At 33.8% G+C, this 14,920-nt stretch carries 10 protein-coding genes; 5 read left to right on the top strand and 5 right to left on the bottom strand.

From position 1 onward, the window contains the following. The first annotated feature begins 120 nt into the window (after window positions 1–120). Both ACRHNM_RS14945 and trhA read left to right on the top strand, forming a co-directional pair. A complete protein-coding gene (locus ACRHNM_RS14945) occupies window positions 121–807 on the top strand; it encodes a DUF4294 domain-containing protein (protein ID WP_431137456.1) in 687 nt (228 codons plus the stop codon). Then, window positions 807–1,433: a PAQR family membrane homeostasis protein TrhA gene (trhA, locus tag ACRHNM_RS14940; protein ID WP_431137455.1), complete on the top strand. Its 627-nt coding sequence runs from the start codon at window positions 807–809 to the stop codon at window positions 1,431–1,433. The genes ACRHNM_RS14945 and trhA overlap by 1 nt, the downstream gene beginning before the upstream one ends. On the opposite strand, the gene ACRHNM_RS14935 is transcribed toward trhA, so the two are convergent. The 4 genes from ACRHNM_RS14935 to thrA are packed head-to-tail and all read right to left on the bottom strand — an operon-like array spanning window position 1,426 to window position 6,359. Beyond that, the gene (locus ACRHNM_RS14935; protein ID WP_431137454.1) at window positions 1,426–1,671 is read right to left on the bottom strand and encodes a CBU_0592 family membrane protein; all 246 of its coding nucleotides are present in this window, start codon (window positions 1,669–1,671) and stop codon (window positions 1,426–1,428) included. The genes trhA and ACRHNM_RS14935 overlap by 8 nt on opposite strands. Before the next feature lie 7 nt (window positions 1,672–1,678). After that, on the bottom strand, window positions 1,679–2,971 hold the full coding sequence (gene thrC / locus ACRHNM_RS14930) for a threonine synthase (protein WP_431137453.1): 1,293 nt from the start codon (window positions 2,969–2,971) through the stop codon (window positions 1,679–1,681). Continuing rightward, window positions 2,968–3,888: a homoserine kinase gene (locus ACRHNM_RS14925; RefSeq protein WP_431137509.1), complete on the bottom strand. Its 921-nt coding sequence runs from the start codon at window positions 3,886–3,888 to the stop codon at window positions 2,968–2,970. The genes thrC and ACRHNM_RS14925 overlap by 4 nt, the downstream gene beginning before the upstream one ends. A gap of 23 nt (window positions 3,889–3,911) precedes the next feature. Continuing rightward, window positions 3,912–6,359, bottom strand: coding sequence for a bifunctional aspartate kinase/homoserine dehydrogenase I (gene thrA / locus ACRHNM_RS14920; RefSeq protein WP_431137452.1), 2,448 nt, complete (start codon window positions 6,357–6,359; stop codon window positions 3,912–3,914). Between the two features lie 83 nt (window positions 6,360–6,442). Between thrA and ACRHNM_RS14915 the strand changes: the two genes are divergently transcribed. Next, on the top strand, window positions 6,443–7,999 hold the full coding sequence (locus ACRHNM_RS14915; protein ID WP_431137451.1) for an NAD(P)H-hydrate dehydratase: 1,557 nt from the start codon (window positions 6,443–6,445) through the stop codon (window positions 7,997–7,999). Between the two features lie 47 nt (window positions 8,000–8,046). Here the strand turns inward: ACRHNM_RS14915 and ACRHNM_RS14910 are convergent, their stop codons facing one another. Continuing rightward, a complete protein-coding gene (locus ACRHNM_RS14910) occupies window positions 8,047–9,432 on the bottom strand; it encodes a TlpA family protein disulfide reductase (protein ID WP_431137450.1) in 1,386 nt (461 codons plus the stop codon). Between the two features lie 127 nt (window positions 9,433–9,559). Between ACRHNM_RS14910 and hutH the strand changes: the two genes are divergently transcribed. Next, the gene (gene hutH / locus ACRHNM_RS14905) at window positions 9,560–11,071 is read left to right on the top strand and encodes a histidine ammonia-lyase (protein WP_431137449.1); all 1,512 of its coding nucleotides are present in this window, start codon (window positions 9,560–9,562) and stop codon (window positions 11,069–11,071) included. 391 nt (window positions 11,072–11,462) lie between these two features. Beyond that, on the top strand, window positions 11,463–14,920 hold a 3,458-nt coding region (locus ACRHNM_RS14900), incomplete at its 3' end, for a hypothetical protein (protein ID WP_431137448.1).

Genomic DNA, 14,920 nt, shown 5'->3' with positions numbered 1-14,920 from the left:
AGTATTTATAATTTCTCTATATAATATTAATAAGATTTTAAGGTTTAACAGATTGTAAATATTTAATTTTGACGAACGCTTAAAATCAGGTTTGGAATGGTTTTAGCTTAGCAATTCATAATGAAGTTAATAAGATACATATTTCTTTTGTTTCCTGTCTTTGTAATGGCTCAAATTGAACCTGTACAACAAGACTCAACGGTTGTTGAATACATCCTAATTGAAGGCGATTCGATTCCTAAAACAGCCATAGACCTTAATGAAGTTTTGTTATTGCAAAACCTAAAGTTTGATTCAAAAGAAGATCGCATTACATACCTGATTTTAAAACGTAAAACGATAAAGGTTTACCCTTATGCCAAACTTGCAGCAGAACGCTTAACCACTTTGAAAGAACGTTTAGAAACCTTAGATTCCAGAAGAGCTAAAAAGCGCTATGCAAAGATTATTCAGAAGTATATTGAAGAAGAATTTGCTGAAGAATTAAAAAAACTGACACGCACCGAAGGTCAGATTTTAGTGAAACTCATTCACAGGCAAACCGGAAAAACCACATTTGACCTTATTAAAGAATTGCGAAGTGGCTGGCGAGCTTTTTGGTTTAATACCACAGCAAGTGTATTCGATATTTCATTGAAACGTGAGTTTGATCCATTTAATGTTAAAGAAGATTTTTTAATTGAAGATATTTTAGAACATGCATTTCAAGACGGAAAATTAAAACGTCAAAAGCCAGCCTTAGACTTTGATTACTATGATATTAAAGATAAATGGGTAAGTAATAAAACAACAGAACCGAAGCAATAATGCGAATACAATCGCCTTTTGAAGAACGCCTTAATGCTTGGAGTCATGCACTTGGAGCTGTCTTAGGTATTGCAGGACTCATTCTGTTGATTGTATTTCTGAAGCAAGAGACGCCTTATGCATTATTTAGTGTTATTGTTTATGGGATTTCAATTATCGTCTTGTTTTTAGCTTCAACATTTTATCATGCAGTAAGTGGAGAGCGACGAAAACACTATTTTAGAATCGTTGATCATATTAGTATTTATTTATTAATAGCAGGAACATATACACCAGTATTACTCATTACATTACCAGATAGTTTGGGATGGGAATTGTTCTGGACAGTTTGGGGAATCGCTGCTTTTGGAGTGGTTTTAAAACTCTTTTTTACAGGTAAATTCGAAACCTTTTCTACACTTTTATATTTGGTAATGGGTTGGTTAATCGTTTTTGATTTTTCAACCTTAGCAGACCGAATGCAAACCAACGGATTACTATTGTTATTTTCAGGTGGATTATTTTATACGGTTGGAATCGTATTTTATGCGATAGACAAAATCCCTTACAATCATGTCATCTGGCATTTTTTTGTTTTAGGAGGCGCCATTTGTCATTTCTTTATGGTCTATCATTATATTATTTAAAATTAGATCTTTTTAAGGTCAAAAGTGCATAAAGTGAGACTAATGCCCAAGCACCTTCTAAAATGATAAAGGGTATATACTGCAAGAGTATTGAAGCCAAACAAGCTAAAGTGGCTCCAATCAAATTGAGTACGATAAAAGAAAGGTCTTTATGATTTACTTTTTCTAAGACATTAAGAAAATAGGCAAGGAGTATAAGAAAAACGCCAACAAAACCTATCCAGTCAGTACTTGTCATGAGTATATTATTTAAGTAAACATGTTTTTAAATCGGTATAGCTTGAAATTTTAGTGGCTACTTTTTTCTTATTCATAATAGCTTTAATTTGAGAAGGTAAAGTAAGGCTAGTATCTATAACGTTTTCAACAACATCTAAAAATTTTGTAGGATGAGCAGTTTCTAAAAAGACACAATGTGTATCTGAATGATGTTTTAAATACGATTTACAACCCAAATAACCAACTGCTCCATGAGGATCTGCTATATAATTGTAAGTTTTATAAATGTCTTTTAAAGCTGTTCTGGTTTCTTCATCAGTATAACTATAAGACGTAAGATTCTTTTTAAGAACGCTAAAATCGTTCTTGTAAATTTCCTGAATACGTATAAAATTACTCGGATTACCTACATCCATAGCATTACTAATGGTTTGTACTGATGGCTTTGGTGTATAGGTTTCCGTTTTTAAATATTCAGTCACCACATTGTTAGCATTATTGGATGCTACAAAATGTTGTATTGGTAACCCTAATTGTTGCGCCATCATGCCAGCACAAATGTTTCCAAAGTTTCCACTAGGAATAGAGAATACAATCTTATCATGTTTTTTATGAAGTTGTTTGTAAGCAAACATGAAATAAAACATTTGAGGTAACCAACGAGCAACATTAATAGAATTTGCAGATGTTAACTGCATTTTATTTGTTAATTCTTCATCTAAAAAAGCACGTTTCACCATGTCTTGGCAGTCGTCAAAAACACCATCAACTTCAAGAGCAATAATATTTTGACCAAGCGTAGTCAATTGCTTTTCCTGAATATCGCTTACTTTGCCAGAAGGATATAAAATTACAACATTAACACCTTTTACATTTAAGAAACCATTGGCAACTGCACCACCTGTATCTCCAGAAGTAGCGACTAAAACAGTTATTTCATTGGTGTTATTGGTATTAAAATAACCTAAGCATCTAGCCATAAAACGAGCACCAACATCTTTAAATGCCATTGTTGGTCCGTGAAATAATTCGAGTGTAGATATGCTTTTATCCAATTCTATAACAGGAAAATCAAAACATAATGAGTCTTCAATAATAGCTTTTAGATCAGCTTCCGGAATATCAGGACTTACAAACTGTTTTATTGTCTGAAAAGCAATTTCAGAATTTGAGAGGTTACCAATAGTTTCAAAAAAAATTTTCGATAATGGTTCAATATGTTCTGGGAAATATAAGCCTTTATCTGGAGCCAATCCTTTAATCACAGCATCTTTAAAGGAGGTGTCAGGTGCTTTTTTATTTAAACTGAAGTAGTTCATAGTATTTTTATACCTTCAGTATTGATTTTTGATGTATAGATTTCAAAATCAATAGTTGTTTGCGAATAGATATTTTGAATGGCATCATGAACTTTTTTCGCACTTTCTTTTCCTTCACATAAACTGAATATGGAAGGTCCGGAACCTGAAATCCCACAGCCTAAAGCTCCATGATTTATAGCAGTTTGCTTAACGTCTTCAAAATGAGGAATTAATTTACTGCGATGAGGTTCGACAATTACATCGATTAGGCTTTCACTCAATAATTTATAGTTTTCGGTATGTAAGGCATGAACAAAACTGCCAACATTAGACCATTGGGTAATGGCTTTTTTTAAAGAGACGTCTTGAGGTAAAATTGCTCGAGCTTCAGAAGTTTTAATTTCAATTTGTGGATGGATAACAACAGCAAAAAGATTTTTTGGAGTCGGCAATTCTAAGATCTGCAAAGGTGATAAACTTTTAACTAAGGTAAATCCGCCAAAAAGAGCAGGAGCAAGGTTGTCTGCATGTTCACAGAGGCTTGCTAAGGCTTCTCCTTTCATTGCAAAATTGGTAAGTTGTGTTTTGTTGTAAGGTTTTCCCAGTAATTCGTTTATGGCAAAGACACTTCCAGCGGCACTTGCAGAGCTGCTTCCGATACCGCTTCCTGGTTTGATTTTTTTATAGATTTCTATATCAAATCCAAAGTCTGGATTGGCATCGTTGTACAAGGCAAGAGCAGAAACACCAGCGACATTATTTTCAGCTTCAAAAGGTAATTCGTAGCCTTCAATCCTTGAGATATTAATTCCTTTTTGAGAGGTTTTTTTAATAATCATTTCATCTCCAACGGAGTCTAAGCAAAACCCAAGTACGTCAAATCCACAGGATACATTGGCTACTGTTGCAGGAGAGAAAATTTTAATTTGGTTCATGTCTTTTTTCACAAGAGAAGTCTTTATTTGTTTCCAATTTTTATGATGTCAGCAAATAATCCTGAAGCAGTTACATCAGCACCAGCACCAGCACCTTTAATGATTAAGGGCTGTTCAGGATAGCGTTCGGTGTAGAACATGACAATATTGTCTTTACCTTCCAAGTTATAAAAAGGATGACCTTCAGGAATCTCTCTTAGACCAACTTTTGCTTTTCCGTTTTTGTATTCTGCAACATATTTTAGCTGGCAATTTTTAGATTCCGCAGAAGCATATAGCTTTTGAAAATGTGCTTCCTCAGTTTTGAGTGATTTATAAAAATCATCAACAGACTTACTTTTGAGATTAGCTTCGGTTAAAAACGACTGGTTATTGATGTCTTCAATTTCCATGATTCCGCCATTAACTCTGGCTAAAATTAATATTTTTCTTGCAACGTCAATACCACTTAAATCGATTCGAGGATCAGGTTCAGTATAACCTTCAAATTCTGCTCGCTTAACAGTGTCGTGAAAGTTAGTTCGGTCACTAAAATTATTAAAAATGAAATTTAAACTTCCAGATAAAATAGCTTCAATACTGGTTACTTTGTCACCAGAAGCGACCAAGTTGTTTAGTGTGTTTATGATTGGTAATCCTGCACCAACATTGGTTTCATAAAGAAAAGGTGTATTGTATCTTAAAGATAAATCCTGAAGCTTTTTATAGATTTCGTAAGTGCCAGAACAGGCAATTTTATTACAAGCCACTACTGAAATACTTTGCTTTAAATATGTATCGTACCAGCTAGCAACACCTTTATCTGCAGTAATATCGACAAAAATACTATTTCGTAAATTCATGTCTATGATTTTGTCTATAAAACCTTGCATACTAGATTTTTCTGCATAGTGAAATTGAGAAGCCCAATCGTTAAGATTAATGCCTTCTTCATCAAAAATCATTTTTCTGGAATTTGCCATACCAGCTATACGAACATCAATTTTTAATTTTTTCTTAAGGAAGTTGTGTTGTTGTGCGATTTGATCTATCAGTTTTTCACCAACATTACCAATGCCAACAATAAAGACATTAAGTTGTTTTGTTTTAACTTCAAAGAATCGCTCATGCAGAACATTCAGAGCCTTTTTTACATCATTTTTATCGATAACCGCCGAAATGTTCCGTTCTGAAGCACCTTGAGCGATAGCTCTTATATTAATGTTGTTTTTACCTAATGTGCTAAACATTTTACCACTAATACCTTGAAAATTTTTCATATTATCACCAATAAGAGCGATAATAGACAATTCATTTTCAGTGAGTATTGGGTCTATTTTATGTAAAGAAATTTCATTTTCGAAAGTAGAATCAATTGCAGCTTTCGCTTTTTCTGCATCGTCATTATCAATTCCGAAACAAATAGAATGCTCAGATGATGCCTGAGTTATAAAAATGACGTTAATTTTTTCTTGAGCCAGTGTTTCAAACAAACGTTTTGAAAATCCAGGAATGCCAACCATTCCACTGCCTTGTAAAGTAAGTAGAGCGATATTGTTAATGTTTGTAATCCCTTTAACTGGAGCGTTATTTGTTAATTCAGTTTCTGAAGATATCATTGTGCCATCTTCATCTGGTTTTAAAGTATTCTTGATATGTATTGGAATATTTAAATCTAAAACAGGTTGAACCGTTGGAGGATACAATACTTTTGCTCCAAAATGGGATAGTTCCATGGCTTCTTGGTACGATAGGCGCTTTATAGGATATCCATGCTTAACCAATTTAGGATTTGCAGTATACATACCACTTACATCTGTCCATATTTCTAATTGTTTCACTTTTAAAGCTGCAGCAATAATAGCAGCTGTAAAATCTGAACCTCCACGACCTAAAGTTGTTATTTCTCCATGAGTGGATTTAGATACAAATCCAGGTAAAATGGTGATATCTTGATGTGCAGATTTAAAATACGTTTTAATGTTAGCGTTTGTATCTTTATAAATCACATCTGCTTTTGTGAAATTTGAATTGGTAACTATTAGGTCTTGAGAATTTTTACGATTCGCATCAATACCTCTGGACTTCATAGTTTCAGCAATGATGTAAGAAGATAATAATTCACCAAAACTCACAAGTTTATCTGAAGTTTTGGGTGATAATTCGTTAATTAAAAATAAACCATCCAACAGGTCTTTAAGGTCATTGAGTTTGGCCTCAACATATTTGGTAACCTCTTTGTTTTTTTTGGGAATAAGGGATTCAATCAGTTTTAGATGAATACGCTGAATAGAGGCAAATGCATCTTTGTAGCCTTTGTTTTTTGATTGAGCGAGATGTCCTGCGTTTAGTAACTTGTCTGTAATACCTCCAACAGCAGAAACGACACAAATAACGTTTTCGTTTTTCGATTTATTTTCTAATATAGATATAACCTGGTTGATATTATTCGCAGAACCAACAGATGTACCTCCAAATTTTAAAACTTTCATTTGTATTGATTTACAACTTCGTTTGAGTTGTTTTATATTAAGTTCCAAAAGTATTACTTTTACTTTTAAATAAAACTTTACACGTGAAAATTTTCTCTAAAGAACAGATTTATGAAGGTGATAGGTTAACTGCTAAAAAACAGAACATTACCTCTACAGAATTAATGGAACGCGCAGGCATCCAAATTTTTAATTGGTTACATATCAGGATGCAAGGTGCACAAGTTCCTATTCATGTATTTTGTGGCATTGGTAATAATGGAGGAGATGGTTTGGTCGTAGCAAGGCATTTAATTACCCATGGATATAATGTTAAAACTTACATTGTTAATTGTAGTGATAAACGTTCTAAAGATTTTCTCGTGAATTATGATCGCATCAAAGAGACTACTAAAGAATGGCCAATTATGCTTAAATGCAAAGCAGACTTTCCTCAAATTCATAAAGATGATATTATTCTTGATGCAATTTTCGGAATTGGTTTAAATCGTCCAGTAGATGAATGGGTTACTCAGTTATTTGTTCATTTAAGAGCTAGTAAAGCCTTTACACTTTCTATAGATATTCCTTCAGGAGCATTTACAGATAAAGTATTGGAAAATGAAGATAGTGTTGTTTGGGCAAATCATACATTGAGTTTTCAATCACCCAAACTGATTTTCTTTTTGCCAGAAACAGCTAAATTTTCATTACAATGGGAAGTCATTGATATTGGTATAGATAGAGAGTTTTTATTTAAAACAGAAACGAACGCTATTCTTATTGGAAAGCACGAGGTTTTACCAATGTACAAACCCAGAGAAAAATTTTCTAATAAAGGCATGTATGGTCATGCTTTAATTTTAGGAGGTAGTTATGGTAAAATAGGAGCGACACTTTTGGCAAGTAGAGCAGCATTAGCTTCAGGAGCTGGTTTAGTTACTGCCTTTATTCCAAAATGTGGTTATTCTATATTACAAACGGCTTTACCTGAAGCTATGGTTATTACTGATGCCAATGAGTATATAATAAGCAGTATTGCCTTTGAAATAGAACCTAAAGTAATAGGATTAGGAATTGGTATGGGAACAGATACTAAAACAGTTTCTGCTTTAGAAAAATTCCTTAAAAATAATAAAGTGCCATTGGTTATTGATGCTGATGCACTAAATATCATTTCTAAGAAAAAAGCATTGTTGAAATTATTACCTAAGCAATCGGTTTTAACACCACATCCGAAAGAATTAGAACGGTTAATAGGGAAGTGGAAAGATGATTTTGATAAACTTGAAAAAGCCAAAATCTTAGCTAAAAAACACGATATCATTATTGTAATTAAAGGAGCAAATACCATTACTGTTTACAATGAAAAGTACTATGTTAATACAACAGGAAATCCAGGTCTTGCAACAGCAGGAACAGGAGATGTGTTAACAGGTATTATTACAGGAATGGTGGCACAAGGTTATGATGCTTTACAAGCCACATTATTTGGGGTTTATCTTCATGGTCGATCGGCAGACATTGCGTTAGAAGATTTAGGCTATCAAAGTTTGATTGCGAGTCATGTTATTGAAGCCTTAGGAGCAGCTTACATCGATTTGTTTAAACAACCGGAAGAACACCCTAAGGAAGAAAAGACAAAACAAAAAGAATCCTAAAAAAAAAAGCCGTTTACTGAACGGCTTTTTTTTTTTAAAGTTTGTTATTAAGGTTGCATTTTAAGTTCTTCTTCAAGCAACTCAATTAGTTTAGGGTTTGAAGGTCTTGGCGCATCTGCACTTACAATATTTCCATTTGGATCTATTAAAATAAATCTTGGAATACCTTGAATAGCATATTCTTGTACAAACTGAGATTTCCAATCTTTATCTGCCATTAATTGTATGCCTCCCAACTCTTTGTCGTTTACCATAGCAACCCATTTATCATGGTCTTTTGCCTGGTCAATAGAAGTGCTTACAAATTCGATGTTTTCGTTATGGAATTTCTTTTCAACTTCTTTTAGCGAAGGGATTTCTCTTATACATGGTCCACACCATGTCGCCCAAACGTCAACATACACATATTTTCCTTTTAAATCAGACAGAGACATTTCGCCTCCTTTGTGGTTTTCATAGTTTACAAACTGAGGAGAAGGCTTTCCTTTAACTAAGTCTTTGTTTTTGTCAAATGTTTCGGTAAGCATCTTTTTAGTATCATCATTGGTTGAATTGCTAACAAAGAAATTATAAACAGCTTCCATGTTTTCATTTCCCGGAGACACTAGAAAGCTTCCTAAATAATCAATAACATCATTTTTTAACGCAGGAATTTTAATTTCAGTAACATCTTTTAAATCTTCAGGAGAAACCGTTGAAATATCATCGCCAAGGCTGTCAAATATTTTCGTTAATGCATGATCAAAAGCCATGTTTTTGTAAGAACTTGAAGATTTATATGCTTTTGCGTTATCATAAACCATATTTTTTAAATCTTCAGGAATGAAGTCTTCAGAAACTTCAAAACCTTCTTTTTTTGTATAATAACCATGACGTTGTACGTAGTTATTTAACATTGAATAGTTGTCATATACCAGATTTTGTTTTTCAGTAGCTAAAAAGTCTTCATTAGCATTTGTTAATCCATTTAATAGGACTTCATTTTTGGTTTTTATTTCAGAAAGCTTCGTTTTAAATGCATCTTCTTCCATAGAATAAAATTCAACGGCATTAGCTGTAGCTTTAGAATTGTTTAAAGTTTTAGCTGCTAAGTAATTGTTTTCAACAGACCCTTCACCAGAATAGGTTACGGTTTCATCAAATTTTTTGGCATCAATAGTTACATTTAAATTGTCACCAGCACTTAAATAAAGTGGTGTAAATTCTCTTCCAATGGATAGGGAATAAAATCCGTTTTCAGGAATTTGAAGTGTATCAGTGAATGTTCCATCTTCTTTGATTGCTATTTCTCTTTTATAATCTACACTATTTAATAAAGCGTTAGTAGCTTTTGTATTCTCTACTTTTCCAGAAAGAATAGCGTAATCAATTTTTGGTTCTTGCTTACATGCAGTAATCGATATTACGAATAGAACAATAATTAATCGTTTCATAATTTATAGTTGTTTTAGTTAATCAAAAATACAAGATTTAAAAAATTTAAAGAAACTTTATTAATTATTAACATTTGTTGCATACTATATATGTATTGCTGATTTTTGAAAAACCAAATATATGACAATGAAAACTACCCATATAATTTCTTCTAAAACGTTAGACCTTCATACTTTGAATGACATCATTTTTCAGCAAAAGAAAATAGAATTGTCTGCTGAAGCAATTGATAAAATCTCAAAATGTAGAGCGTATCTTAACACCAAAATGCAAGAACAAGATGATCCTATTTATGGTATTAATACAGGTTTTGGATCCTTATGTAATGTAAAAATTTCGAAAGATAAGTTAACACAGTTACAAGAAAACCTAGTCATGTCTCATGCATGTGGAATAGGGGATCAGGTTCCTAAAGAAGTTGTTAAGCTTATGTTGCTTTTAAAAATACAATCACTAAGTTATGGACATAGTGGTGTACAAATTGAAACTGTTGAGCGACTGGTATATTTTTATAATAACGATATCTTACCTGTTGTATATACACAAGGCTCTTTGGGAGCTTCTGGAGATTTGGCTCCATTAGCACATTTGTCGTTACCATTAATAGGTAAAGGAGAGGTGTATTTTGAGGATGATATATGTGATACCGAATTGGTATTGAAAAAATTTGATTTAAAACCTATTGTACTACAATCTAAAGAAGGTTTGGCATTGCTTAACGGAACTCAGTTTATGAGTGCATATGGAATTCATATACTTCTTAAATCCTACAAACTGTCCTATATGGCAGATTTAATATCCAGTATTTCTCTAGATGCATTTGACGGAAGAATAGAACCATTTAATGAATTGGTACATTTAGTAAGGCCTCATAACGGACAATTAAAAACAGCTGAGCGTATAAGAGAATTTCTTGAAGGAAGTGAATTAATTCACCAAGAAAAGGCACATGTTCAAGATCCATATTCATTTAGATGTATTCCTCAGGTTCACGGAGCAACAAAAGATACATTAGCATTTGTAGAGAAAACGTTCAAAACAGAAATTAATTCAGTTACTGATAATCCAAATGTATTCATTGATGAGGATAAAATCATCTCTGGTGGAAACTTTCATGGACAGCCTTTAGCCTTAGCTTTAGATTATTTAAAAATAGCAATGGCCGAATTAGGAAATATTTCTGAGCGAAGAATATATCAACTAGTATCTGGTCTTAGAGGGTTGCCAACTTTTTTAGTTGATAATCCAGGATTAAATTCAGGATTTATGATTCCACAATATACCGCAGCAAGTATTGTAAGCGCAAATAAACAATTAGCATCACCAGCAAGTGTAGATAGTATTGTCTCCAGTAATGGTCAGGAAGATCATGTAAGTATGGGTGCAAACGCTGCAACACAAGCTTACACATTAGTTAATAATGTAGAGCGTATTTTGGCTATAGAATTACTTAATGCATCTCAGGCTTTACACTTTAGAAGCCCCAAATCATCATCCCCTTTAATCAACTCTCTATTAAATAGTTATAGAAAGCATGTTCCATTTGCAAAAGAAGATGGTATTTTTCATAAAAACATAAAATTATCAGTACATTTTATCGAAGATTTTTGCATAGAAAATGAATTACTTTTCGATTAAATGCAAAAAAAAATGTTCAACTGTTTAATATGTAAAAAAACGTTAAATTTATTTGGCAGTCAATATATTATCTTCTACTTTTGAAAGTAAGTTAAGATGATTTCTATTCATTTTAGCCACATGATAAATAGTATTATAGCGATTATTTATTATGTTCTTACCAAAAAATTGTTTGATAGCACAACAATTGATTATTAGCACATTTATTGATTTTTGAGTACTTGATGTATTCAATACTGGAGTCATTTGACCTACGAGATTCGTACGCTATTTGATTTCATTTAAAACAAACCTATTTTTTAAGTTGAAAAACTTGAATTGTAATAGATTACTGAGATGTAGTCAAAATGAATGTTAAAATAATTTTAATTTAAAACCAAATGTTATGTTTATGAGCAATTTTACCCGAAGTGGTAGTCGCGCCAAAATCTGGCAGTCTATCACGAATTTATCGTGTTGTAGCATTGATCTTATTACTAAACAAACCAGAAGTATGAAGGCATTTGCCTTTATTGTGCTTTTTGCGTTTAGTATAGGTACAATGACTGCACAATCGTTAGAAAGAAGTACTTTCTTCGATCGTTGTCAAGAAGATGCACCTCCAGGTCCAACTGTGGAAGATGTTGCAAACTTGTATTTAAACCAATGTGGAGATACTCCAGCAGAAGTTATTAAGACATCTAATATGTCAGGTAACGATTGTGATTGGGAAGTAGAATACACTTATGATGTTAAGTGTGGTGATTTCGAAGAGCAAATCAAAATCGGTTATGTTGGAGGAGATAGAACACCACCAACACTTAATGATGGAGCACAAGTGCCAACAGGCGCATCAGGCTTAAACTTATGTTTAGCTCAGGCGCCATCAGGACCAAAAGTTAGTACTATTGCAGGACTTTACTCAGATAATTGTGGTGAAGTGATTGTTAATAAATTTGGTTCTCCTCAAGGAACTGATTGTGAATGGACAGCTAATTACAAGTATACTATTATGGATACTTGTGGAAACATGATTGCAGATTTAGATATTAACTATAGTGGAGGAGATACTCAAGCACCACAGTTAAATAAAGGAGCAGAAGTACCAACAGGAGCAAATGGCTTAAATTTATGTTTTGATAATAAACCATTAGGTCCAACTGAAGCTGAAATCGCAGCATTGTTTTCAGATAATTGCGGAACAGTAACGGTTACAAAATCATTAGGAACGGAAAAAGGTAACGATGATTGTAAATGGTTGTCTTCTTTTGAATACACAATACAAGATGATTGTGGGAATTTTGCAGATCCAATCTATATTGAATATATGGGTGGAGATTCAGAAAATCCAGTATTAAGTGGTGTGCCAGCTGATACAGAAGTAAGCTGTATTGATTTACTACCAACGCCAGCAAATGTAACAGCAACAGACAATTGTACAGATAATATTCAAGTTGTTTATACTGAAAATGATGATAATCTAGGATTAGCATGTGAAGGAGGAGAAGTTATTAGAACTTGGACTGCAACAGATTTATGTGGAAACACAACTTCAGCTAGTCAAACAATAGTTGTTTTACCAGCACCAATGGCTGAGTTTGAACCAGTATCACCAGAAACAATTTCTTGTGAAGAGGCGTTTAGCTTTGAAGCTGATAACTTATTATATAGCAATGGTATCTCAAAAAGTGCATGCTCAATTCAAGGATCAGTACCAGGAACTGTAACACCAAACTTTACAATTTGTGGAGGAACTATTACAGTAAATTGGACATATTCAGATGATTGCGGACGTACAATAGACGCAGAAAAAATCTACACAGTTACACCAGCACCAGCTGCTGTATTAGATCCAATTGAAAACTTTACTTTAAGTTGTGAAGATGCTTCAGCATACGTTGCAGGTTCACTAAACTTTAGTAATGGTTTAGAAGGAGACTGTAGCATAAATGGTTCAATAGAGCCTTTACAAAAGAATCAATTTGATGCCTGTGGCGGAAAAATTTTAGTGAATTATATTGGTGAAGATGCTTGTGGGAACCCATTAGAAGCAACTCTAGATATAACAGTAGATCCAGCACCAGCACCAGTATTTGATACTATTGAAGTAGAATCAGAATTGTCATGTGCAGATGCTGCTACTTATGTGGCAAGTGCATTAAACTATTCAAATGGTTTAGAAGGCGTTTGTAATATTAGTGGTTCAGTAGAACCAGTACAAACAAATGATTTTGATTCATGTGGTGGAACAATCACAATTACCTGGGAAGGTCAGGATGAATGTGAAAATCCATTAAGTGCTTCAGTAGTTATTGATGTATTACCAGCACCTGAAGCAATTGTAACTGCACCAGAATTCCCATCTACCATTACATGTGCAGACGCAGAAGGTTTTTCAGCTGACGATGCAACTTTTACAAACGGATTAACAGAAGGTTGTGAAATTTCAGGTTCATTAGAAGCAAATGTTGAAAAAGTATATGATGCTTGTGGAGGAAAAATTACAATTACATATAATGGAGAAGATGCTTGTGGTCGTCCGTTAAGCGCAGGACCATTTGACGTGGATGTTGATCCAGCTCCAGAGGCTACAATATCAACACCAGAGTTTCCTTCTAATATTATGTGTTCAGAAGCAGCAAGCTTTTCAGCAGATGCAGCTACTTACACAAATGGCTTAGTTGGAGATTGTGAAATTTCAGGATCACTTGAAGCAAACGTGGAAAAAGTATATGATTTATGTGGAGGAAAAATAACGATAACCTATAGTGGTGAAGATGCTTGTGGACGTCCACTAAGCGCTGGGCCATTTGATGTAGATGTTAACCCAGCACCAGAGGCTAGTTTTGATATTTCAGAACATGAAGATATCTCTTGTGAAGAAGCAGCGAACTATATTCCTTCGTCTTTAGCTTACTCTAATGGAGTAGAAGGAGAATGTGGAATTAATGGTTCTGTTGAAGGAGTATTGAGTGGAGAATTTAATTCATGTGGAGGTCTATTATTTGTAGATTGGACATACACAGATGAATGTAATCGTACAATTACTGCTAGAAAGCAGTTAAAAGTAGGACCAGCTCCAGCACCAACACTTGAAGAAGTAGAGAATTTTTCTCTAAGTTGTTCTGATGCGGATGCTTATCAAGCAGGTTCATTAGCGTATAGCAATGGCTTAGAAGGTGATTGCAATATTAGTGGATCATTAGAGCCAGTACAAACTAATAGTTTTGATGAGTGTGGTGGTACAATTACAGTAACATGGGATGGTGAAGATATATGTGGTAACCCACTAAGTGCTTCACAAACTATCACTGTTGAACCAGCTCCAATGGCTGAGTTTATAAATCCATTACCAAATATCAATGTAACATGCGATTTAGCTGACGATTATATCGTTACTAACTTGGCATACAGCAATGGGTTAGAAGGTACTTGCGGTATTAATGGAGAAGTTCCAGGTGAATTGAGCGGAAGCTATGATGCATGTGGAGGAACTTTATACGTAGACTGGAAATTTGTTGATGATTGTGGCCGTGAAATCGATTACAGAAAGACAATTACTGTTTTACCAGCTCCAGCACCTGAAGTAACAGCACCAGAATTCCCATCTAACATTATGTGTTCAGATGCAGAAGGTTTTAGTGCAGATGATGCTACTTACTCAAATATCTTAACAGGTTTATGTGAAATCTCAGGAAGTATCGAAGCAGTAGTTGTAAAAGATTATACAGCATGTGGAGGAACAATCACAATTACTTATGATGGAGTAGATGCATGTCAAAATCCATTGAGTGCAGGACCATATGTAATAACAGTTGATCCAGCACCAGAAGCAGATGTAACTGCACCAGAATTTGATTCAAACATAGC

This window comes from Psychroserpens mesophilus (assembly GCF_050617655.1).
Lineage (GTDB): Bacteria > Bacteroidota > Bacteroidia > Flavobacteriales > Flavobacteriaceae > Psychroserpens > Psychroserpens mesophilus_A.
The sequence above is the reverse complement of the archived record's forward strand: the minus strand, read 5'-3'. Positions and strand labels throughout refer to the sequence as shown.

Coding starts and splice junctions, on each gene's coding strand:
- ACRHNM_RS14945 (WP_431137456.1), top strand. CDS start 121: ATGAAGTTAATAAGATACATATTTCTTTTGTTTCCTGTCTTTGTAATG.
- trhA (WP_431137455.1), top strand. CDS start 807: ATGCGAATACAATCGCCTTTTGAAGAACGCCTTAATGCTTGGAGTCAT.
- ACRHNM_RS14935 (WP_431137454.1), bottom strand. CDS start 1,671: ATGACAAGTACTGACTGGATAGGTTTTGTTGGCGTTTTTCTTATACTC.
- thrC (WP_431137453.1), bottom strand. CDS start 2,971: ATGAACTACTTCAGTTTAAATAAAAAAGCACCTGACACCTCCTTTAAA.
- ACRHNM_RS14925 (WP_431137509.1), bottom strand. CDS start 3,888: ATGAACCAAATTAAAATTTTCTCTCCTGCAACAGTAGCCAATGTATCC.
- thrA (WP_431137452.1), bottom strand. CDS start 6,359: ATGAAAGTTTTAAAATTTGGAGGTACATCTGTTGGTTCTGCGAATAAT.
- ACRHNM_RS14910 (WP_431137450.1), bottom strand. CDS start 9,432: ATGAAACGATTAATTATTGTTCTATTCGTAATATCGATTACTGCATGT.
- hutH (WP_431137449.1), top strand. CDS start 9,560: ATGAAAACTACCCATATAATTTCTTCTAAAACGTTAGACCTTCATACT.